The sequence below is a fragment of the Hypericibacter sp. genome, assembly GCF_050729195.1.
Lineage (GTDB): Bacteria > Pseudomonadota > Alphaproteobacteria > Dongiales > Dongiaceae > Hypericibacter.
The window spans coordinates 37,506-57,439 of record NZ_JBOHKS010000277.1; the positions used below are offsets into that span (position 1 = coordinate 37,506).

Sequence of the window (19,934 nt, forward strand, 5' to 3'; positions counted from 1 at the left end):
TTTTGGCGCTTGGCCTGATCCGCCGGCGCTTCCTGCTTCTTGGGTTGAAGCAATTATCTAATTCTGCATACCCTATGCCATAATACAATCTGGTTGAGATCGAGGGATGCCGAGACGGTCGATGGGGGATAAATCAGCCGGCGACAAAGGTCGGGGCCGCGCGGGGGGAAGGCTGAATTGCACGGTAATAATCTGTATTACACCATCCGCTCAGATGGCGTGGGCAGGGCGGCGGGGCATAGGATCGCGGGTCGCCTCGGCCCGACGCATCCGCGGATTGCCCTGATGCCCGACCGGTTCCTCGAGGAACTTCCGTGACCGCGGCGATCCCGTCCGGCAGCGGCCTGAGCGTCGAGCGGCGCCAGAACCTGCGCCGGCTCTTCGCCCCCCGTCATGTCGCCTTCATCGGCGGCGGCGAAGCCGCGGAAGCGGCGCGGCAATGCCAGAAGATCGGCTTCGGCGGCCCGATGTGGGCGGTCAATCCGAAGCGGCCGGATCTCGCCGGACTTCCCTGCCTGCCCCGCGTCGAGGATCTGCCCGAGGCGCCCGATGCCGTGTTCCTGGCCGTGCCGGCACCGCTCACCGTTAAAACGCTAGCGACTCTGGCGCAACGGGGCGCCGGCGGTGTGGTCTGCTATGCGGCGGGCTTCAAGGAGATCGGCGCCGAAGGCAGGGCGCTCGAACAGGCGCTGATCGAAGCCGCCGGGTCGATGGCGGTGATCGGGCCCAATTGCTATGGCCTGCTCAATTATGTGAAGGGCGTTGCGCTCTGGCCCTATGGGCAACCGGGCCATCTCGTCGAGCGCGGCCCCGCGGTCATCACGCAAAGCGGCATGTTCGCGATCAACCTCACCTTCAGCGAACGCTCGGCCGCCTTCTCGCACATCGTCAGCTCGGGCAACCAGAGCGTCCTCGGCATCGAGGACTATATCGAGTTCCTGCTCGACGACCCGGCGGTCTCGGCGGTGGGCCTGCATATCGAGATGCTGCGCGACATTCCGCGGTTCGCGCGGGTGGCGCTGCAGGCGGCGGCAAAGGGGATCCCGATCGTCGCCTTCAAGACGGGCGCCTCCGAGATCGGCGCGAGGCTCACGATCAGCCATACCGGATCGCTGGCCGGGTCCGACGATGCCTACAATGCGCTGTTCCACCGCCTCGGCATCACGCGTGTCGACACGCCGGCGCAGCTGCTCGAGACCTTGAAGATGTTCACCCATGGCGGCATCCCCGCCGGCCGGCGCCTGGGCGCCTTCACCTGCTCGGGCGGCGATGCCGAGATGGTGGCGGACTGGGCCGAGCATTACGGCCTGCTGCTGCCGCAACCCAGCGACGGCACGCGCCAGCGCCTGGCCGCGCAGCTCGGCTCCTTCGCCACGGTGAGCAATCCGCTCGACTACAACACCGCGATCTGGGGCCATGAGGACCGCGTCGAGGCGGCCCACTCGACCTTCCTCGAGGACGGCTATGACGCCACGGTCCTGATCCAGGATTTTCCGCCGCTGGGCACCGACATCGACCGGATCTCCAACACGGCGGATACGCGCGGCTTCTTCGCCGCGGCGACCAAGGCGAAGCTGCCGGCCGCTGTCTGCAGCACCATTCCCGAATGCCTGACCCAGGATATCCGCGACCTGGCGCTGTCGAAGAAGGCGGCGCCCTTGCAGGGCATCAAGGACGGGCTCTTCGCCATTGCGGCGGCGGCGACCTATGGCGCCCGCCTCAAGATTCTCCGGGCCGCCGCCAGTGGCGAGACCTATCAGCTCGCCCGGCCGAAGCCGGTCACAGGCAAGTCGCGCGTGCTGGATGAAGGGGAAGGCAAGACGCTGGTGCGCGAGGCCGGTATCCCCGTTCCGGTCGGACGGCTCTGCTCTGCCGCCGAAGCGCCGGAGGCCGCGGCGGCGATCGGCTTTCCGGTCGCGGTGAAGCTGATCAGCGCCTCCCTGCCGCATAAGACCGAGGCCGGCGCCGTGCGGCTCAACCTCGCCAGCGCCGCCGCTGTTCGCGAGGCGGTCGAGGCCATCGAAGTTTCGGTGCAGGATTATCTGAAGGTGCCCGCGCCCGACAGTTTCCTGGTCGAGCGCATGGCGCCCAAGCCGGTGGCCGAGATGATGGTCGGCATCCGGCGCGACGAGGGCTTCGGCTATATCCTCGTGCTGGGTGCCGGCGGCATCGGGGTCGAGGTCTCGCGCGATGTCGCGACCTTGCTGCTGCCGCTGACCAAGCCCGATCTCCTGGAAGCGATTGCGAAGCTGCGAATCTCGAAGATCCTCGACGGTTATCGCGGCGCGCCCGCGGGCGATGTGGACGGACTCTGCGATGCCGTGCTCAAGCTCGCCGGCCTGGCGCTGACCCCTGCACGCGGCATCGAGGAGATCGAGCTCAATCCGATCATGGTCCTGGCCCGTGGGCAGGGTGTCGTCGCCGTCGATGCGCTGGTCCGGAGCAGCGATGGCGCCACCGGCTAGCGGCGTGCGGGCAGGGAGGCGGCGAGACAGACCGAAACCGCCGGATCCGACGCCGCGTTCGGATCGAGGGCCGCGGCCATGCGGGCCGCGACACCCGGGTCGAAGGGCCGGACGCGCCGGTCACCGAGATGGAAGCTGAGGCAGAACAGCCCGACCGTGGCGCAGAGCTCGCCTTTGCTGTTGATCTCATGCAGCAGGGTGAAGCGCTTCGCGTCGCAGCCGACGAGGCGCGTCGCCACCGAAAGGGGATCGCCCAACCGCACTTCACGCATATAACGCGCATGGACATCGATGATGGCGAACTCGCCGCCATCGCGCTCGCTCTGCGCGCTGCCGCCGTTCATCTCGTCCCAGAAGGCCATGGTCGCGATATCGGCGACGCGCTGATAGTCGAGATAGCCCATATGGCCGAACTCGTCGATCCATTCGGGCCTGACCTCGCCCTCGAAATAGATGCGGCGGTTCATTGTCATCGGCCTGGCTCTCCCCTTTTCGCGCCGCGGAGCATGATTTGATCCGCGAACCACGGCAAGCCGGTTTCGAATCCCGGCGCGGGGTTGCCGATGTGGTGCTACGATTCCGCGGAAGGCCGAAGGCTGTGCCTATGCAGGAGCGGCGGTGAAGAAGACCCGCGACATGTCCTCCCCTCTGACGAAGCGGCTGCAGAGCCTCGGACAGATCGCGAGCCTGGTGAACTCGGGCACCGAGCTGGGCGATGTCCTCGGCCGGATCGTCTTCGCCGTCTGCCAGAACTCGGTCTGGTCGTCGTCGGCGATCATGGCGCTCGATCGCGAGAGCGGCTACTCGATCCAGGTCGCCCGGCACGATCCCCATTTCAAGGAAACCAAACGCACGCGCCAGCGCTGGCGGCTCGTCACCAGCCCGACGACGCGCGTGCTCGAGGCTGGCACGCCGCTGATCATTCCCGACGCGCAGAAAGCCGCCGAATATCCCGACTATCGACGCGAAGCGCGCGAGCGCGGCTATCGCACGGTCGTGCTGATTCCGCTGCAGGCGCTGGATGAGCGGGGCCGGGGCATGGTGATGTCGGTCCATGCCGGCGACAGCCGCCGCGTCGACAAGGACGAGCTGGTCTTCCTGCAGACGGCGGCCGAGCTCGCCTCGCTCGCGGTCGAGAAGGCGCATCGCCTGGCGGCCGAGCGGCGGCAGGCGGCGGATCTGCGCCGCGCCCTCGACGTCCATGCCGCCTCGATGGAATCCGTGCTGGCGGGGCGCTCGCTCGCGAAGCTGGCCGAGCTGATCGTGGATTTCCTGCCCCATCCGATGCTGATCGTCGACCTAACCTCCAACCAGGTCATCGCTCATCGCTCGCCGGCACCGGCCGGCATGAGCGACGCCGACTGGACCGCCCGCATGAAACAGGGCGCCATCCGCGAGCTCGGCCGCATTCTCCGCTCGGTCAAGCCGACGCATTTTCAGGAGATCCATCCGATCTCGTCCACGGCTTTTGGACTCGACATGACCATCGAGGGGATGGTCGAGCCGCTCATCGTCGACGGCCTGGTGCTGGGCGGCCTGTTCCTGTTTCCGACGGCGGGCAGGATCGAGCCCTTCGAGGCGCTGGTGGCCAACGAGGCGCGCTTCGCGCTGGCGGTACAGCTGATGCGCGCCCATGTGCGCTTCACCACCCAGGCCGAGACCAACAGCGAATTCTTCGGGCGGCTGTTCAGCGGCAATTGGCGCGACGAGGCCGAGACGCGCGCGCGCGCCGGCCATCTGGGCCTTGCGCTCGAGGGGCCGGCACGGCTTCTCATCCTTGCGCCCGGTGCCGCGCAAGGCGGGCCGCCGGACGAGGATGCCCGGGCGATGACGCTGCGCGCGCTGCTGCGCCTGGCAAGCCCGCAGCATCCGGGCGCCGCGGTCTGTTTCGACGCCGATGCCTTCGTGGTCTTCCTGCCGGAACGCGAGGTAGGTGAGAAATCGACGCTGCGGCTGGTCGAGCGGCTGCTGGGCGAAATGGAATGGATCCTGGGGGCGAAGCCGGTCGCGACCTTGAGCCGGGTCTGTCGCGAGCTAAGGGATTACCAGTCGGCCCGGCAGGAGGGCGCGCGTGTCCTCGATCTGGCGCGTCGCCTCGACCGGCGGGGGCTGGTTACCGAGGCCGATTTCGGTCCCTTCGCCCGCCTGCTCGCGACCGCCGACCAGGCGGCGTTGCGCAGCTTCGCCGATGAGACGCTGGCCCCCATCGCTTCCTATGACCGCAAGCATCGCTCGCACTTCCTGCCGACCCTCGACGCGTTCCTGAGCCATGGCTGTCGCTATCAGCCCTGCGCCGATGCGCTGGGGCTTCATGTCACCACGCTGCGCTACCGGCTGCAGCGGCTGGGGGACCTCTTCGGCGTGGATCTCGAGGACCGTGAGACGCGGCTGGCGCTGGAGATCGCCCTGCGGGTCCGGACGGCCCTGGGTTAGGCCAAGGCCGCGTTTCCTCGGAATATAGGATAAGGTGTAAGCCGTTTACTCCGGAACGGCGGAAGAATGGCCCGTCGCCGCTTCCTACCCTTCATGGCATGAACAAGGGAGGACGCCGGCCATGAAATTCACCCTCGTCATCAATATGGAACGCCTCGATCCCAAGATCAGCATGCGCGACGTGGCGCGCGAGGTGCTGGAGATGGTGCAGATGGCCGATGCCGGCGGCTTCGAGATCGCCTGGGCCGCGGAGCATCACGGCATCGAGATGACGGTGTCGCCGGGACCGTTCCAGCTCCTGGCCTGGTGGGCGGCCCATACCTCGCGCATCCGCCTCGGCACGGCCGTGGTGGTGGCGCCCTACTGGCATCCGCTCAAGCTCGCCGGCGAAGCGGCGCTGTTCGATCTCCTGAGCGGCGGCCGGCTCGAGTTCGGCATCGGCCGTGGCGCCTATCAGCGCGAGTTCGATCGCCTGGCGGGCGGCTTGGATCAGCGCGTCGGCGTCGCCTATATGCAGGAGATGCTGCCGGTGCTGAAGCGCCTCTGGGAGGGCGATTACGCGCATCAGGGCCAATATTGGTCATTCCCGACGGCGACCTCGGTGCCGAAGCCGCTCCAGAAGCCCCATCCGCGCGTCTGGGTGGCGGCGCGCGATCCCGGCACCTTCGATTGGGCCGTCAAGAACGAGTGCAGCATCATGACCTGGGCGCTCTCGCGTCCCTTCGCGGAGGTCGAGCTCTACAAGGAGCGTTTCGAGACGGCGCTGAAACAAAATCCCGGGGTCAAGCGGCCGGCCTTCATGACCATGCGCCACACCTCGGTCTATCAGCGGCCCGGCGATTGGGAAGCGCCGGTCAATGCCGCGATGCGCCAGAGCGGGCAGTTCGAGAATCTCTTCAAGAATCTGGGCGGGGTCACGAACGGCTTCGTCGAGACCGTCGATCTCGCCGCCTTCGCCCAGCGCAATGAGTTCGACCCGCTGGCGATGAAGGAGAACCTGATGTTCGGCACGCCCGACGAGGTGATCAAGAAGCTGAAGCGCTATGAAGCGCTCGGCACCGACTATTTCTGCTACTCCTCGGCCTTTGGTCAGCCCATGGTCGACCAGAAGCGCTCGCTGGCACTCTTCATCAAGGAAGTGATGCCGGCCTTCGCCGAGACCCCGGCAAGCCGCCCGCGCGCCGTCGCCATCTGAATCTGGCCTGCGCCGTCATGGGCGAGTATCCTGCTTGTCGCACGACAGGCGGCGGCGGCTCACCTTGCCCGCAAATCCACGGGGTGCTAATAAGAGATAATACGGTATTACGGAGAACGGGATATGGTCGGCAAGGCAGAAGAACCAGAGCTTTCTTCGCTGCGCGTCAAACGCACCAATATCACCCTTCGCCAGCAGGTTCTCGACGTTCTGCGCAATGCCATCCTCGAATTCCGCTTCAAGCCCGGCGACCGCCTGATCGAGCGCGAGCTCTGTGAGCTCACCGGCGTGAGCCGCACCAGCGTGCGCGAGGCGCTGCGCCATCTCGAATCCGAAGGCCTGGTCCATAACGTGCCCAACAAGGGCCCGACGGTTGCAACCGTCACCCTCGAAGAGGCGCAGCAGATCTATGAGGTGCGCGAAGCGCTGGAGGGGCTCGCCGGCCGTCTCTTCGCGACCCGCGCCACCGACCGCGATATCGAACGGCTCCGGAATGCCAATGAGCGCCTCGAGAAGGCGTTCGAGATCGGCGATGTCCGCGGCATCGTCGCGGAGACGACCCATTTCTACGAAGTGTTCCTCGAGGGCTGCGGCAACAATCTGATCCGCGACACGATCCGCTCGCTCAATGCCCGGATCGTCTATCTGCGCGCGACCTCCATGTCGCGCCCGGGACGCTCGCCCGGCAGCCTCGGCGAGATGCGCCGCATCGTCGAGGCCATCGGCAAGCGCGCGCCCGACGCCGCCGAGGAAGCCTGCAAGGATCATGTCCGGCGTGCCTGCAACGCGGCGCTCGAGATGCTGCGCCAGCGCCGCAACGACGGCGTGAACTGAGTCGCCGGCTCCGACGCCGCCGACCGAGATTTCGCCGGCCCACTCATTTCCCGCCGCCCTGAACAGCGAAGGTGCTTCATGTCCTCCGGTCCTCTCCACGTCACCCGCAACGGTCCCGTCCTCGAAGTCGTCCTCGATCGACCGAAGGCGAACGCGATCGACGCGGCCACCAGCCGCGTGATGAGCGAGACCTTCGTCAAGTTCCGCGACGATCCGGACTTGCGTGTCGCCATCGTCACCGGCGGTGGCGAAAAGTTCTTCTGCGCCGGCTGGGACCTGAAGGCCGGGGCCGCGGGCGAAGGGCCCGTCTCCGACTATGGCGAGGGTGGATTCGGCGGCATCCAGGAATTGCCCAATCTCAACAAGCCGATCATCGCGGCGGTGAACGGCATGGCGGTCGGCGGCGGATTCGAGCTGGCGCTCTCGGCCGACATGATCATCGCTGCCGAGCATGCCCGCTTCGCGCTGCCCGAGATCAAGGCCGGCACGCTGGCCGATGCGGCGACGATCAAGCTGCCGCGCCGCATTCCCTATCACGTGGCGATGGATCTGCTGCTGACCGGGCGATGGATGGAAAGTGACGAGGCGCGGATGCGCGGCCTCGTCAATGAGGTCGTTCCCGCCGGCGAGCTCATGACTCGCGCGCGGGCGCTGGCGAAGATGCTGGCCGAGGGCCCGACTCTGGTGTTCGCGGCGATCAAGGAGGTCGTGCGCGAGACCGAGGGCATGCAATTCACCGAGGCGCTCCGGCGCATCAATGAGCGCCGCTTCCGCACGGTCGACATCCTCTATTCGAGCGAGGACCAGCGCGAAGGCGCGATCGCGTTCGCGGAGAAGCGCGCGCCGGTCTGGAAGGGACGATAAGCCTTCGCCATGGAGCGGCGAGCCGCCGGAATCAGATCGGCTTGCCCTTGTCGTTGGCGTTCGCAGCCAGGAGCCGTTCGAAATCGGCCAGCAGTGATTTGATGAGTTGCTGGCGGCGCGGATCCTGGCAGGCCGGAGTCTCGGCGAACAGGCTCAGCAGATAGCGCGTCTTCTCGACGGCTTCGCCCCAGGTCTCGGCCGAGGCCGCCGCCAGATATTTCTCCAGCTCCTCGCGGCGCGCCAGAAGGTCTGAGTGATCCTTCTCGACCTCCATTCGCAGGCGGCGCAGCTCGGTGGCCTTCTGGGCCGCCATGCCGCGATGCGTGTCGAGTTCCGTCGGTTGATCGACCATTGCATCCTCACTCTTGGCTGACGGCACGGGCTTTTTCCCCGCGTCGAGGAAGCATAGGCAGCTTCGCGAGCGATGACCAATCATCGCTCGCCTCCCCGTCGGCCCCCCGAGTCGAGCCGTGCGTCGCAACTGCTTACCCAATTAAATCGGACAGGGTGGGCAAATGAGCCTATGCTCCAGCGATGACGCTGAGCTTCCCCAACAGAAGTCGCAGTTTCGATGCGACGAGACGCGGCGTTCGCTTCTGGGGGCATGACCGGTCGCTCGAGATCCTGTGCTTCGTGGATGAATCCGCCCTGCGCCGGCTCAAGCCGGACGCGAGCGACGACGAGCGCAGTTATCTCGCGGCTTTCGACGTGAATTGCGATAGGATCCACCATGTCGCGAGCGCGCTCTATTCGCGCCGGCATGCCGATTTCCTCTCGCTGGCCGCTTCCGATTTCTAGGAACCCGCGAATCTCGACGACGGCCGTCCGTGCTTTGGACGATCCGCGGCCTCGCGGCCCGGTTGAGGATGCCGTCGATCGTTGCCTCGTCGCCCGTTTTCACCCGATGCGCAGGGGCCATTCCGAGCCCCGGCATCCTCACGAAGGAGACTCTTGATGGCCAAAGGTCAGCAACGCGGGAATCGCGAAGCCAAGAAGCCGAAGCAGCAGAAGACCAAGGCGTCGGCGACGAGCTCGACGCTGGTCTCGATTCAGCCCAAACTGACAAGCTTTCCGTCACCCAAACGCAAATAACGCCGTCAAAACAGGTGGCGGTGGCATCGCGGCGGGCTGGGTTCGAGCCGCCTGTCGCAGGTCCAGCGACGGCGTTGTCGCATAAAGCCCATTGAACTCCGGGCGTCTTTAGCCCATTTATTCTCCAGCAAGCGCCGCTCTGGGGCCTGGTGCCCCTCTGTCCGCTCCGCAGCCGACCGACAACCCGACTTGATTGACCTTCGCCAAGGTGGAGATCCTGGTGCGAAGGTCAGGAATATCGGACGGCAACGTGTCCTCTCCAATGCGCCGAACGCTTCGGCATCATCCCAGCGGATGATGGCCCTTGCAGCCTGTTCGCGCGTTTCGGCGCCATCGATGCCTGGCGGGCTTGCATGGGTCTCATCTGCCTGCCGGCTCTTCGCGACGGCCCGTCATGGGTCTCGAATGGAACCGTTTCTCGCTACCGCGCCCGCCGGCGGTCCGCCGGCTTCGATGACCGGGGCCCTTTGCCGCCTCGATGACGGAGCAGAAACATGAGTCGCAATTCACGCTCGGGAAGAACGACCACCCCGGTCGAAGTCGGTCAGCGCAGCAAGATCGACAAGCTGCGCGCGCTGCGGTTGAACGACGAGGCCGCGCGGCAGGCGGCGGGCACCTGGGGAGAGATGTCGCTGGGCGAGATCACGCATCAGCCCACCGGTGAAGTCTTCGTCTATGTCTGGAAGGGCCGTGCCCCGCCGGAGCTCGAGAAGCTGCCAGGCAAACGCACGACCGTGAAGCGCGCCGACGAGCATACGCTTCTCACCGAATGGCTCTTGAAGCACAAGATGGTGGGCTTCGAGGTCACGCTGCTGGCCTGGAGCCTGAGCGAAGCCGAGGCCGCGCGGTTGCAGCAGGCGCGGCTCGCCGAGCAGAACACCGCCGGCCTCGTCGTCATCAACGCCGTTCCCGCGGCTCCGCAGGCGCTCGCCGGCTGAGCCGGCCGGTTCCGTGGGTTCTCGCTCCGCCGTGCCCCTCATTGGCGTGCCGGGCTTTGCGTTCTCCCGAAGGCGGGACATGCTCTTGTTCGCTTTTCTTCGACAGCATGTTGATCCCGCCGGTTCCCTTGCCTGAGGCATCGCCTCCCTTGGACATGAATCCGTCGACTCGGAACCACGGCGCGACCGCCAGCGCTTCGCTGCGCTCCGCCATCGCCAGCTTCGAATCACCGCTTCCGGCCCGCAGCATCTGGCAACTGGTCAGCTCGATCGGTCTCTATCTGGTTGCCTGGGCCGCGATGTTCGAGCTCATCCATATCTCGGTCCCGCTGGCGCTGCTGCTCGCCATTCCGACCGGTGCGCTGCTGGTGCGGATCTTCATCCTGCAGCATGACTGCGGCCATGGTTCGCTCTTCGCCTCGCGCGCCACGAACAATATCGTCGGCACGGTCTGCGGGTTGCTGACCCTGACGCCCTATGCCAATTGGCGCCGGCATCACGCGGGCCATCACGGCACCTGGAACAATCTCGACCGCCGCCAATCCGGTGCCGACATCTACTCGACCTGCCTGACGGTCAAGGAATACCAGGCGCTGCCCTGGCGCGAGCGGTTCGTCTACCGGACCATGCGCCACCCGCTCATCGCCCATATCATCCTGCCGCCGCTGGTCTTCGTGCTGCTCTATCGCGTGCCCTTCGACACGCCGAAGGAATGGAAGCGCGAGCGGCGCTCGGTCCATGTCACCAACGCCATTCTCGTCGGCGCCCTGGTCGGGCTCGGACTCCTGCTCGGCTTCTGGCAGGTGCTGGTGGTGCAGGCCTTCATCATCGTCGTGGCTTCGATCATCGGCGTCTGGCTCTTCGCCCTCCAGCACCGTTTCGACAATTCGCATTGGGCCCGGCAGGAGGCGTGGAGCTTCTCCTCGGCCTCGCTCGATGGCTCCTCCTGCCTGCGGCTGCCGCGGATCCTGCAGTGGTTCACCGGCAATATCGGTTTCCACCATATCCATCACCTGGCGCCGCGCGTGCCGAACTATCGCCTTCAGGCCTGCTACGAGGCCATTCCGGCGTTGCGCGCCCGGGCGCAGCTGACGCTCTGGGCGGGCTTGCGCTCGGTCTGGCTCTCGCTCTGGGACGAGGATGCGGAGCGCATGGTGGGTTTCTCCCGCCGTCGTCGCAGCGGTGGCGGGCGATCCTCCATCGAAGAATCCGCATGAGACTGCAACGTCGCCGGAGGGTCTTCTCCCGCGGCCTCGCGAATGGAAGGGAACGCCATGATCAATGATCTCGCCAAATGGCTTCGTCTTGGCGGCGACTGTATCGGCGGGCTGTTCCTGCTGATCGGTGGCGGCTATGCGGGCTATGTGCTGGTCGCCGATCGCTCAGGCTCGAGCCCCTGGATTACCGGCCTGGCCGTGGCCATCGCCGGCGCCTTCATCCTCGCCGTCGGGCGGGGCTTGAGCTGGGTCCTGATCGGTGGAACCAGGCGGGCCTGAGGCCGAGCCGGCCGTCACGAAGCCTGCTTGAGCATATCGGCGCATTTCTCGCCGATCATGATACAGGTCGCATTCAGATTGCCGCTGACCACGATGGGCATGATGGAGGCATCGGCGACATAGAGCCCTTCGACGCCCCTCAGCTTCAACCTTTCGTCGACCACCGCCATGCGATCCGAGCCCATCTTGCAGCTTCCCGCCGGATGGTAGAAACCCATCGCCGTCTCGCGCACGAAGGCGCGCCATTCATCGTCGGTCTGCACGTCGCTGCCGGGCTTGAACTCGCCGATCACCTGGCGCGCCATCGGATCGGTCTCGCAGATGCGACGCATGAGGCGGTGGCCGCGAATCAAGGTTTCCCGATCGCCCTCGTCGCCCAGCAGGTTGGGCTGGATTTCGGGCTGCTCGAAGGGATCGGCCGATTTGAGCCGGATCCAGCCGCGCGAGCGCGGACGGTGGATGTTGATCAAGCCGGTGGCCGCCGGGCGGTCGAACAGGATCGGCCCGTTCTCCGTCAGATCGTAACCGGCGGGCGTGAAATGAAACTGGACGTCGCAACGATTGAGCTCTGCTCGCGAGCGGGTGAAGCCGATCACATGGGCATCGGGCGTCGATCCCGGCCCTCGGCCGGCCAGCAGCCACTGCGCGCCATAGAGCATGGATTGAAAGAATCCGCGCTGCACATTGTAGGTTTTGCCCCGGGTCCAGACCGTATGCGAGGTTCCGGGATGGTCGTGAAAGTTTTCTCCGACGCCCGGCAGATCCTGGAGGACAGGAATTCCTTTCGTGCGCAGATGCGCTTCGGGTCCGATGCCCGAGAGCATCAGGATCTGGGGCGAGGCGAGGGCACCCGCACAAAGCACCACCGCGCGCGACGCCTTGGCCGTCAGCTTCCGGCCCGCCACGACATACTCGACGCCCGTCGCGCGCTTGCCGGTGAAGGTGATGCGCTCGACATGGGCGTGGGTGGCGACCCGCAGATTGGACCGCCGTCGCGCAGGCCAGAGATAGGCGCGCGCCGCGCTGCAGCGCCAACCGCCGCGTTGCGTCGCCTGCAGAAAGCCGATGCCGTCCTGGGGCGGACGGTTGATGTCGGTTTTCCGCGGCAGGCCGCTATTCACGCAAGATTGAAGGAAGATCTCTGACAGCGGATGCGCGCTGCGGATGTTCGACACCGAGAGCGGTCCGCCGGCTCCATGATACTCGTCGGCGCCGTTCTCGTTGTCTTCCGCCCGCTTGTAATAAGGCAGGACGCTCGCGAAATCCCAGCCGTGGCATCCCATCTGTGCCCAGACGTCGAAATCCTCGGGTTGTCCGCGGACATAGCACATGCCGTTGATCGAGCTGGTGCCGCCCAGCACCTTGCCGCGCGGCATGAAGTCCCGGCGATCATTGCGCGTCGGGTCGGCGGCGGCCTTGTAGCGCCAGTCATAGCGAGGATTGCCGATCGCAAGGAGATAGGTTGCGGCCGGCATCAGGATCGGCAGCCGGCGGTCGGATCCGCCGGCCTCGAGCAGCAGGACGCGGGCACGACCGTCTTCCGAGAGGCGGCCGGCGACCGCGCATCCCGCCGAGCCGGCGCCAATCACGACGTAATCGAAATCCACACCTGCAGCTTCCGTTCTCGAGGGTGCGGGCGGTGTCATCCGTCCGCTTTCCGATCCACCATGATCTTGATCTGCACGATCAGCAACAGAATGGCAGCGCCGATGCCAGCGACCGCGCCGACCACGGCCATGAAGAGGGGCAGATCGCCCAGCTCGTGATTTTCCTTGAGCAGCAGCCCGCCCGCGAACGAGGCGGCGCAGAGGAGGACGATGATCGACGAGATATTCCGGAAGAGCTTCGGTTTTCGAAAGGCGATCCCCGGCTTCCCGCGCGTCGCCAGCTCCGAGGCTTGGTAATGCGCCACGAGTTTCGCGGCGAGATCCTCGGCGCGGACCGGAATAGGGTAGCGGAGCGCCAGTCGGGTCGGGCTGTATCTCGCGCTGGGGTAATAGAGGTTGAGCTCGATGCAGGCCGACTGGTCGTTGCGGAGGCGGAAGACGCTTTCCACGCGGGGTGTGCCGCGGAACGGCACATGCATGAAATCGCCACCCACCAGGACACCGTCCCTGGCGACGATGATTTCGATGCCCCCGGGCGGCGCTTCCTTCATCAGCGTCAGCTGATTGAGCAGCGCTCCCTTTTCTGCGCTGGCCTGTCGATTGAGCCCGAGAAAGGCCTGCCAGGCGAGCGGATCGATCCGCCAGCGGGCGATGACGCCTTCGCCGCGCAGCAGCCTTTCATGCGCGCGCGCCTCGAAATGCTGCTGGAGCGCCAGGACACCGCCGAACAAGAGCGACATGATGCCGGCGATGAAGAGTGCCGTGTGCCATGCGGTGGGGATCGAGCCGTCCTGGATCAGGAACACGCCGGGAGTCGCGATGAGGCCGAAGATGAAGAATCCAAGCGCGATATTGCGCGCCCGCCGCGGATGACGCATCGGACACTCCCCATCTCATGCCGTGGCGCCGGCATCCCCATGCCGATCGCCGCGGCGTCCCACACTGTCTCCGATGCTACAAACAGGGCACGGCAGATTAAAGTCCTGTTTCTCCACATAAGAAGAGGGGCGGCCCTCGATTGAGGGCCGCCCCCTTTTGTCGCCATTCGTGGCCACCGATCAGTCGCGGCGCACTTTGACGATCTGGCCGGTATAGGCATCGACCGTCAGCTTGACGTCGTGGCCATAACGGTCTTCCGCGCTGACGCGGTAATAGCCATCCTTGAAGCGCCAGTTGTTCAGATCGCGGAACTGCTGATGCTGAAGCCGGGCGCGGATGACCTGCCGGGGCAGCGGCTGATGCTGCTGGTGGCCATAGCCCCAGCTGGGCTGATTATGGCCCGAATCCTGCCAGCCCGAATTATAGCCATAGCCATTGCCGCCGGACCCCTGGGGATTGTTCCAGGGCAGGTTGTTCTGGCGGCCCCAATCGTCGGAGCGATCATCGTTGGCGATCACGATTCGATTCTGATCGTTGCCGGTATGGTCGCTGTTGCCGGGACCCCCGGCGGCGAAGGCCGTGCTGCTCGAAGCGAGAATGCCGGCAAGGCCGGCGATCATCAGGAAGGTACGCATGACTGGTTTCCTTTCCGTGGTTCTGCGATCCTTAGTGATGAGCATTCTGCCTCGCGCCAGTTGAACGCGGCCTGGGCGACCCGTTCATGTCCGGTTCAGCTTCCCGGGAGTAAATCCACCATCATGCGCCGGTATTTTCTTCGCATGGGTCTGGCCTGTCTCCTGGCGCTGACGCTCTTCAGCGCCGCACCCGCCTTTGCCGACAGCGATCAGGACCGGGCGCGGGCCGCGGTCGAGTCGGGCGAAGTGAAGCCGCTGGGCGCCATCCTCAAAACCGTGCGCCAGAAATATAAAGGCCAGGTTCTCGACACCCAGCTGCTCGATCTCGGCGGTCACTGGGTCTATCGGGTCCGGCTCCTGACCCAGGACGGACAGGCGCTGGATATCGGCGTCGATGGCAAAAGCGGCCAGATTATCGATGTTCAAGGCGGCGGCTGATCCGTCGCATCAGGTGAGTTGAAACTTTGCGAATCCTCGTCGTCGAAGATGATCCCGATCTGGCCCGGCAGCTGAAGGCGGCCTTGTCGGAAGCGAGCTACACGGTCGACCTGGCGAAGGACGGCGAGGAAGGCCATTTCCTCGGCGACACCGAACCCTATGACGCGGTGGTGCTCGATCTGGGGCTGCCGGTGGTCGATGGCGTCACGGTGCTGACCCGCTGGCGGCGCGCGGGCCGCACCATGCCGGTGCTGATCCTGACCGCGCGCGATCGCTGGAGCGAGAAGGTCGCGGGCTTCGATGCCGGCGCCGACGATTACGTGACCAAGCCCTTCCAGATGGAGGAGGTGCTGGCCCGACTGCGCGCGCTCATTCGCCGGGCCGCGGGTCATGCCTCGGCCGAGCTCGAATGCGCGGGCTTGCGCATCAACTCCAGCAGCGGCCGCGTCACGGTCGATGGGGTGCCGATCAAGCTGACGGCGCAGGAATTCCGGTTGCTCGATTATCTGATGCATCACCAGGGCAAGATCGTCTCGCGCACCGAGCTGACCGAGCATATCTATGACCAGGATTTCGACCGCGAATCGAACACGATCGAGGTCTTCGTCGGCCGCCTGCGCAAGAAGCTCGGCGCCAATTACATCGCCACGGTGCGAGGCCTCGGCTACCGCCTGGCGCCGCCCGGCAAGGACGAATAGATGGCCGCGCGCTCGCTGGCGCTGCGCCTGATCGTCGGCGCCGGCGTCTGGATCGCGGTGGCCCTGCTGGCGGGCGGCTTCACGCTGTCGCGCCTGTTCGAGGACACGGTCGAGAACAGCTTCGATGCCCGGCTCGTGGTGCTGCTCGAAAGCCTGGTGGCTGTCGCCGAACTGACGCCCGAGGGCCAGCCACAACTGACGCGCAGCGTGGGCGAGCCCCGCTTCGACCAGTCCTATTCCGGCTGGTATTGGGAGATCGCCGAGAACGGCAAGGTGCTGCTACGCTCGCGCTCGCTCTGGGATCAGGATCTGCCGCTGAGCGACAAGACCGCGACCACCGAGGCTTATCGTCACGATGTGATCGGCCCCGATAATCAGCCGCTGCGTCTGGTCGAGCGCGAGATCACGCTGCCGGGCTCGACCCATCGCCTGCGGTTCGGCGTCGCCGGCGAGACCGGCGAGATCGACGCGGCGGTGCGCAGCTTCAATACCACGCTGATCTGGTCGCTGGGCCTGCTGGGGTTGGGCTTGATCGTCGCCCTTCTGATCCAGATCCGGTTCGGCCTGCAGCCGCTGCGCCGGATCCGCCGGGCCATCATCGCCGTGCGCACCGGTCGTGCCCAGCGGCTCGAGGGCGAGTTCCCGCTCGAGATCGCGCCGCTCTCCAACGAGCTCAACGTGCTGATCGAGCATAATGCCGCCGTGCTGGAGCGCGCGCGCACGCAAGTGAGCAATCTTGCCCATGCGCTGAAGACGCCGCTCTCGGTGCTCACCAACGAATCCAACGCCGCCGAAGGGCCGCTGGCCGAGACGGTCAGGCGGCAGACCGCGTCGATGCGCCAGCAGATCGATCACTATCTGGCCCGTGCGCGCACGGCCGCCGCGGCCCGCGTGCTCGGCGTGCGCACCGAGGCCGACGCGGTCGCCGAGGATCTGCGGCGAACGCTCGAGCGCATCCATGTCGATCGGCGGATCCGCATCGAGACAAAATTGCCGGCGGGCCTGGCGTTCCGCGGCGAGCGGCAGGATCTCGAAGAGATGCTGGGCAATCTCGCGGACAATGCCTGCAAATGGGCGAAGAGCCAGGTCTCCATCGCGGGCCGGCGCGAGGGAAGCCGCATCCATCTCATCGTCGACGATGACGGGTCGGGCCTCCTCGCGGCCCAGCGCGATCAGGTCTTCCAGCGCGGCAACCGGCTCGACGAGAGCGTGCCCGGCAGCGGCCATGGGCTGGCCATCGTGCGGGAGATCGCCGAGCTCTATGGCGGCTCGGTCGAGCTCGGCGATTCCCCGACCGGGGGCCTGCGCGCCACCCTCACCTTGCCGGCGGCCGACGCCGCCTGAAGCCGAAGGCACGCGGCCCCGCAGCCCCGGATTTCTGATAACTATTTGAAAAATAGACGAATTCTGTGAGCCGTCGCATGGCTCGCGGAGGCGTCTCCAACCTGAACGGCAGATGAACGGCGCCATCAGAGTGGGTTCAGTCTGGCTTGGGCAGAGTGAGCGCCAAGCTGCAGTGCGAATCGAGTTCGTCAGAGGCACAGGCAGCTCCCTGTCACCCGATGGAGATGGAGCCGAACATGAACCTCAAGAAAATCACCGCCGTCATTCTGCTCGCCTCGACGCTGGGCGCCTGCGCCAATGGTGGCTATGGCGGCACGGGTCTCGGCTCGAAAGAGACGCTGGGCACGCTCGGCGGTGCCGCGCTGGGCGGCTGGGCCGGCTCGAATATCGGCCATGGCACGGGGCAGCTCGTCGCGACCGCGGCGGGCGTGGTGATCGGCGGCTTCATCGGTAATCAGATCGGCCGCGGCCTCGACCAGGCCGACCAGCAATCGGCCTATCGCGCCGAGCAGACCGCGCTCGAGCGCTATCCGGACGGCCAGTATTCGAACTGGCAGAATCCGAACAATGGCAACTCCGGCTACACCGTGCCGCAGAACACCTATCAGGCGCCCTCCGGTCAGTATTGCCGCGAATATCAGACCACGATCGTCGTGAATGGCCGGCCCGAGAGCGCCCATGGCACCGCTTGCCGCGAGCCCGATGGCAGCTGGCGCGTCGCCAGCTGACCTCGCGTCTCGTCGATCACGAATCGATCTTGCGTCCAGGAGGAATCATGACCCGAGAAAAACGGGCGGCGTCGATGCGCCGCCGGCGCTTCGCGGTGCTGTTCGCCGCAGGCGTCTCTCTCGCCAGCCTCGGCTTCGGCGCCGCCGCGCGCGCCGATTTCTACGATGGAATGACGGCCTACCAGAATCGCGACTACGCCGCCGCGATGCAGGAACTGGCGCCGCTGGCCGAGCAGGGCGATGCGCGCGCCCAGGCCCTCGTGGGTGCGATGTATCGCGACGGCCAGGCGGTGCCGCAGGACTATGTCCTGGCGCATCAGTGGTTCAATCTCGCGGCCGCCGGGGGGCAGCAGGATGCGGCTCGGGCGCGCGACGACCTGGCGAAGCGCATGGAACCGTCGCAGATCGCGGAAGCGCAGCAATTGGCCCGGGCCTGGCATCCGAGCCAGGCGGTCGCGTCGAACGAGACCGATGCCGGCGGCAACGTGGTCCCGCCCGGAGCCGACACTCAGCCGGATGGGTCGCTGACCCCCACGCAGATTTCCGATCTGCAATGGCAGCTCGCCATTCACGGCTATGATCCCGGCACTGCCGACGGCGTCGTCGGCTGGCAGACGCAGCAGGCGATCGCCGATTATCAGAAGGATGCGAATCTGCCGGTCGATGGCCAGCCGAGTGCGGCGCTGCTGAGCCATCTGCAATATACCAACCCGCCGGTGCGCAGCGCCCGCATGCTGGCGAGCCTCGGAAGCGGCGCGGCGCCGGTCGCGACCCAACAGCAGCCCGCTCCGGCCTATGACCCGGCCTACGGTTACGACAACGGCGGCGCCGGCAGCGATCTGGCCTCGGTACCGATCAGCCCCGACCTGCTTTTTATCTACACGACCTCGGTGCAGCAGGCGTTGCAGGCCAAGGGCTATCGCCCCGGCATCGCCGACGGGAAGCTGGGTCCGCGCACCCGCGCCGCCATCCGCCGCTATCAGCAGGATTACGGGCTCCCCGTGACCGGCGAGGTGTCGCTCGCCCTGGTCAATCACCTGCGGCTGATCACCGGCTACCCGGCGGGCTATCCGCAATCGCAGATTTGAGAATGAGAGCCTCCCCGCTCTGTTCCTGTCATTGCAGGACTTGATCCGGCAATCCAGTCTTCGTCGGCCCTGGATCGCCGGATCAAGTCCGGCGATGACAGAGGAGTCCCTACTTCGTCCCGCCGAGGAAGAGCTTGCCGGTCGTCGTCTTGAGATAGGGCGCCAGCGGGATGTCTTCCTGGTGCAGGAAGCCCTTGGGCGGCAAGGCGCCGTCGCGGACCATCTCGATCACCGACACGACCGAGGCCGAGGTGGTCCAGGAGATCGCGGTGCGCCGCGCGCCGCCGACCTCGATCGGCGTGTAGGAGCGCACGAACTCCTTGCGCCGCAGCGCGCCGTCGATCGTGCCTTCCGCCGAGACATGGACATAGACGATGTCGTCATCGACCGGCGGCTTGGCGTAAGTGAGGATCTGGCCCGCCAGCTCGCGACGTTCGCGCATCAGGAGTTCGTGGAAGAAGAAATTCATCAGCGCAACATGGCCCGGATAGCGGATGGTCTTGTAGTCTATATTGTCGACCTTCCCGAGATAGGTGTCGCACATGGTGCCGAGACCGCCCGAGGTGGTGAAGGCCTCGAGCCGGACGCCGTCGATATAGAGCGTTTCGATCCATTCCATCGGCGAGACCAGCTTCTTCTGGCCCTCCTCGATGACCTCGCAGTCATTGAGATATTCGTTGACCACGCCTTCCGGCGACCAGTTGAAGGCGTAGCCCATGAGGCCGGTCGGGTTGCGCGGCAGGGCGCCCACCCGCATCCGGATCGAGCGGCAATGATCGAACTGCCGCGCGAGATCGGCGCCGACGATGCCGACGAAGCCCGGCGCCAACCCGCATTGCGGCGCCATCAACCCCTTCGTGCTGCCGCTCATCCCGATGATGGCCTTGGTCGTGGGCACATCCTCGGTCAGATCGAAATAATGCAGGCCGCGCTCATGGGCGATGCGCGCCACCTCGGCATTGAGGTGATAGGGCAGGCAGGACAGCACCGCTTCGGCAGAACCGAGCGCCTTGCCGAGCTCGGCAGGCGACTTCAGATCGGCGGTCTCGGTCAGGAAGGGCAGGGCGTCGCGCGGCGCCCTCGCGTCGAAGGCCACGACCTTGAACCCGCTCTCATGCAGCAAGGTCGCCGCGAGGGTTCCGACCTTGCCCAGGCCCAGGACGGCGATCTTGCTGAACAGCATGACGGGACCTCAGATCT

At 65.9% G+C, this 19,934-nt stretch carries 21 protein-coding genes; 15 read left to right on the forward strand and 6 right to left on the reverse strand.

All coding sequences use genetic code 11. The features are described from left to right. Positions 1-314 precede the first annotated feature (314 nt). A complete protein-coding gene (locus tag ACREE8_RS22615; protein WP_431575280.1) occupies positions 315-2,465 on the forward strand; it encodes an acetate--CoA ligase family protein in 2,151 nt (716 codons plus the stop codon). On the opposite strand, the gene ACREE8_RS22620 is transcribed toward ACREE8_RS22615, so the two are convergent. Next, entirely contained in the window at positions 2,462-2,938 is a 477-nt protein-coding gene (locus ACREE8_RS22620) for an acyl-CoA thioesterase (RefSeq protein ID WP_431575281.1), read from the reverse strand. The genes ACREE8_RS22615 and ACREE8_RS22620 overlap by 4 nt on opposite strands. A gap of 145 nt (positions 2,939-3,083) precedes the next feature. On the opposite strand from ACREE8_RS22620, the gene ACREE8_RS22625 reads away from it, so the two are divergent. From ACREE8_RS22625 to ACREE8_RS22640, 4 genes are all read left to right on the forward strand, one after another. Further along, complete coding sequence (locus ACREE8_RS22625; protein ID WP_431575282.1) at positions 3,084-4,898, forward strand: helix-turn-helix domain-containing protein; 1,815 nt, start codon at positions 3,084-3,086, stop codon at positions 4,896-4,898. A 121-nt stretch (positions 4,899-5,019) separates the two neighbouring features. Beyond that, positions 5,020-6,093, forward strand: coding sequence for an LLM class flavin-dependent oxidoreductase (locus ACREE8_RS22630; protein ID WP_431575283.1), 1,074 nt, complete (start codon positions 5,020-5,022; stop codon positions 6,091-6,093). Between the two features lie 123 nt (positions 6,094-6,216). After that, positions 6,217-6,927: a GntR family transcriptional regulator gene (locus ACREE8_RS22635; protein ID WP_431575284.1), complete on the forward strand. Its 711-nt coding sequence runs from the start codon at positions 6,217-6,219 to the stop codon at positions 6,925-6,927. Positions 6,928-7,005: 78 nt separating this feature from the next. Then, positions 7,006-7,791, forward strand: a complete 786-nt coding sequence (locus ACREE8_RS22640; RefSeq protein ID WP_431575285.1) for a carnitinyl-CoA dehydratase — start codon at positions 7,006-7,008, stop codon at positions 7,789-7,791. A 31-nt stretch (positions 7,792-7,822) separates the two neighbouring features. Here ACREE8_RS22640 and ACREE8_RS22645 read toward each other — a convergent pair whose 3' ends face one another. Next, positions 7,823-8,143 (reverse strand): hypothetical protein, encoded by a 321-nt coding sequence (locus ACREE8_RS22645; protein ID WP_431575286.1) that lies wholly within the window; start codon positions 8,141-8,143, stop codon positions 7,823-7,825. A 182-nt stretch (positions 8,144-8,325) separates the two neighbouring features. On the opposite strand from ACREE8_RS22645, the gene ACREE8_RS22650 reads away from it, so the two are divergent. From ACREE8_RS22650 to ACREE8_RS22670, 5 genes are all read left to right on the forward strand, one after another. Continuing rightward, the gene (locus tag ACREE8_RS22650) at positions 8,326-8,589 is read left to right on the forward strand and encodes a DUF1488 domain-containing protein (protein WP_431575287.1); all 264 of its coding nucleotides are present in this window, start codon (positions 8,326-8,328) and stop codon (positions 8,587-8,589) included. Between the two features lie 156 nt (positions 8,590-8,745). Continuing rightward, positions 8,746-8,883, forward strand: a complete 138-nt coding sequence (locus tag ACREE8_RS22655) for a hypothetical protein (RefSeq protein ID WP_431575288.1) — start codon at positions 8,746-8,748, stop codon at positions 8,881-8,883. A 494-nt stretch (positions 8,884-9,377) separates the two neighbouring features. Further along, positions 9,378-9,821, forward strand: coding sequence for a hypothetical protein (locus tag ACREE8_RS22660; RefSeq protein ID WP_431575289.1), 444 nt, complete (start codon positions 9,378-9,380; stop codon positions 9,819-9,821). Between the two features lie 155 nt (positions 9,822-9,976). Further along, positions 9,977-11,038 (forward strand): fatty acid desaturase, encoded by a 1,062-nt coding sequence (locus tag ACREE8_RS22665; protein WP_431575290.1) that lies wholly within the window; start codon positions 9,977-9,979, stop codon positions 11,036-11,038. A gap of 57 nt (positions 11,039-11,095) precedes the next feature. Continuing rightward, entirely contained in the window at positions 11,096-11,317 is a 222-nt protein-coding gene (locus tag ACREE8_RS22670) for a hypothetical protein (protein ID WP_431575291.1), read from the forward strand. Positions 11,318-11,331: 14 nt separating this feature from the next. Here ACREE8_RS22670 and ACREE8_RS22675 read toward each other — a convergent pair whose 3' ends face one another. From ACREE8_RS22675 to ACREE8_RS22685, 3 genes are all read right to left on the reverse strand, one after another. Further along, complete coding sequence (locus ACREE8_RS22675; protein WP_431575292.1) at positions 11,332-12,924, reverse strand: GMC family oxidoreductase; 1,593 nt, start codon at positions 12,922-12,924, stop codon at positions 11,332-11,334. A gap of 35 nt (positions 12,925-12,959) precedes the next feature. Beyond that, a complete protein-coding gene (locus ACREE8_RS22680) occupies positions 12,960-13,802 on the reverse strand; it encodes a hypothetical protein (RefSeq protein WP_431575293.1) in 843 nt (280 codons plus the stop codon). 180 nt (positions 13,803-13,982) lie between these two features. Next, the gene (locus tag ACREE8_RS22685) at positions 13,983-14,438 is read right to left on the reverse strand and encodes a PepSY domain-containing protein (RefSeq protein WP_431575294.1); all 456 of its coding nucleotides are present in this window, start codon (positions 14,436-14,438) and stop codon (positions 13,983-13,985) included. A 123-nt stretch (positions 14,439-14,561) separates the two neighbouring features. Here ACREE8_RS22685 and ACREE8_RS22690 point away from each other — a divergent pair, with 123 nt between their 5' ends. The 5 genes from ACREE8_RS22690 (at position 14,562) to ACREE8_RS22710 (ending at position 18,734) form a co-directional block, all read left to right on the forward strand. Next, entirely contained in the window at positions 14,562-14,876 is a 315-nt protein-coding gene (locus ACREE8_RS22690; RefSeq protein ID WP_431575295.1) for a PepSY domain-containing protein, read from the forward strand. A gap of 26 nt (positions 14,877-14,902) precedes the next feature. Further along, positions 14,903-15,574 carry a response regulator transcription factor gene (locus tag ACREE8_RS22695; RefSeq protein WP_431575296.1) on the forward strand — a complete coding sequence of 224 codons (672 nt, stop codon included), beginning with the start codon at positions 14,903-14,905 and terminating at the stop codon, positions 15,572-15,574. Next, entirely contained in the window at positions 15,575-16,918 is a 1,344-nt protein-coding gene (locus tag ACREE8_RS22700) for a sensor histidine kinase (protein ID WP_431575297.1), read from the forward strand. A 236-nt stretch (positions 16,919-17,154) separates the two neighbouring features. After that, positions 17,155-17,646: an RT0821/Lpp0805 family surface protein gene (locus ACREE8_RS22705; RefSeq protein ID WP_431575298.1), complete on the forward strand. Its 492-nt coding sequence runs from the start codon at positions 17,155-17,157 to the stop codon at positions 17,644-17,646. Positions 17,647-17,693: 47 nt separating this feature from the next. Next, positions 17,694-18,734 carry a peptidoglycan-binding protein gene (locus ACREE8_RS22710; protein WP_431575299.1) on the forward strand — a complete coding sequence of 347 codons (1,041 nt, stop codon included), beginning with the start codon at positions 17,694-17,696 and terminating at the stop codon, positions 18,732-18,734. Between the two features lie 109 nt (positions 18,735-18,843). Here the strand turns inward: ACREE8_RS22710 and ACREE8_RS22715 are convergent, their stop codons facing one another. Continuing rightward, a complete protein-coding gene (locus tag ACREE8_RS22715; RefSeq protein WP_431575300.1) occupies positions 18,844-19,917 on the reverse strand; it encodes a saccharopine dehydrogenase C-terminal domain-containing protein in 1,074 nt (357 codons plus the stop codon). Between the last annotated feature and the right edge of the window lie 17 nt (positions 19,918-19,934).

Excerpts from the sequence above, each read along its gene's own strand:
- ACREE8_RS22620 (WP_431575281.1), bottom strand. The coding sequence starts at position 2,938 with ATGACAATGAACCGCCGCATCTATTTCGAGGGCGAGGTCAGGCCCGAA.
- ACREE8_RS22630 (WP_431575283.1), top strand. The coding sequence starts at position 5,020 with ATGAAATTCACCCTCGTCATCAATATGGAACGCCTCGATCCCAAGATC.
- ACREE8_RS22635 (WP_431575284.1), top strand. The coding sequence starts at position 6,217 with ATGGTCGGCAAGGCAGAAGAACCAGAGCTTTCTTCGCTGCGCGTCAAA.
- ACREE8_RS22640 (WP_431575285.1), top strand. The coding sequence starts at position 7,006 with ATGTCCTCCGGTCCTCTCCACGTCACCCGCAACGGTCCCGTCCTCGAA.
- ACREE8_RS22645 (WP_431575286.1), bottom strand. The coding sequence starts at position 8,143 with ATGGTCGATCAACCGACGGAACTCGACACGCATCGCGGCATGGCGGCC.
- ACREE8_RS22650 (WP_431575287.1), top strand. The coding sequence starts at position 8,326 with ATGACGCTGAGCTTCCCCAACAGAAGTCGCAGTTTCGATGCGACGAGA.
- ACREE8_RS22655 (WP_431575288.1), top strand. The coding sequence starts at position 8,746 with ATGGCCAAAGGTCAGCAACGCGGGAATCGCGAAGCCAAGAAGCCGAAG.
- ACREE8_RS22660 (WP_431575289.1), top strand. The coding sequence starts at position 9,378 with ATGAGTCGCAATTCACGCTCGGGAAGAACGACCACCCCGGTCGAAGTC.
- ACREE8_RS22665 (WP_431575290.1), top strand. The coding sequence starts at position 9,977 with ATGAATCCGTCGACTCGGAACCACGGCGCGACCGCCAGCGCTTCGCTG.
- ACREE8_RS22670 (WP_431575291.1), top strand. The coding sequence starts at position 11,096 with ATGATCAATGATCTCGCCAAATGGCTTCGTCTTGGCGGCGACTGTATC.
- ACREE8_RS22680 (WP_431575293.1), bottom strand. The coding sequence starts at position 13,802 with ATGCGTCATCCGCGGCGGGCGCGCAATATCGCGCTTGGATTCTTCATC.
- ACREE8_RS22685 (WP_431575294.1), bottom strand. The coding sequence starts at position 14,438 with ATGCGTACCTTCCTGATGATCGCCGGCCTTGCCGGCATTCTCGCTTCG.
- ACREE8_RS22690 (WP_431575295.1), top strand. The coding sequence starts at position 14,562 with ATGCGCCGGTATTTTCTTCGCATGGGTCTGGCCTGTCTCCTGGCGCTG.
- ACREE8_RS22700 (WP_431575297.1), top strand. The coding sequence starts at position 15,575 with ATGGCCGCGCGCTCGCTGGCGCTGCGCCTGATCGTCGGCGCCGGCGTC.
- ACREE8_RS22705 (WP_431575298.1), top strand. The coding sequence starts at position 17,155 with ATGAACCTCAAGAAAATCACCGCCGTCATTCTGCTCGCCTCGACGCTG.
- ACREE8_RS22710 (WP_431575299.1), top strand. The coding sequence starts at position 17,694 with ATGACCCGAGAAAAACGGGCGGCGTCGATGCGCCGCCGGCGCTTCGCG.
- ACREE8_RS22715 (WP_431575300.1), bottom strand. The coding sequence starts at position 19,917 with ATGCTGTTCAGCAAGATCGCCGTCCTGGGCCTGGGCAAGGTCGGAACC.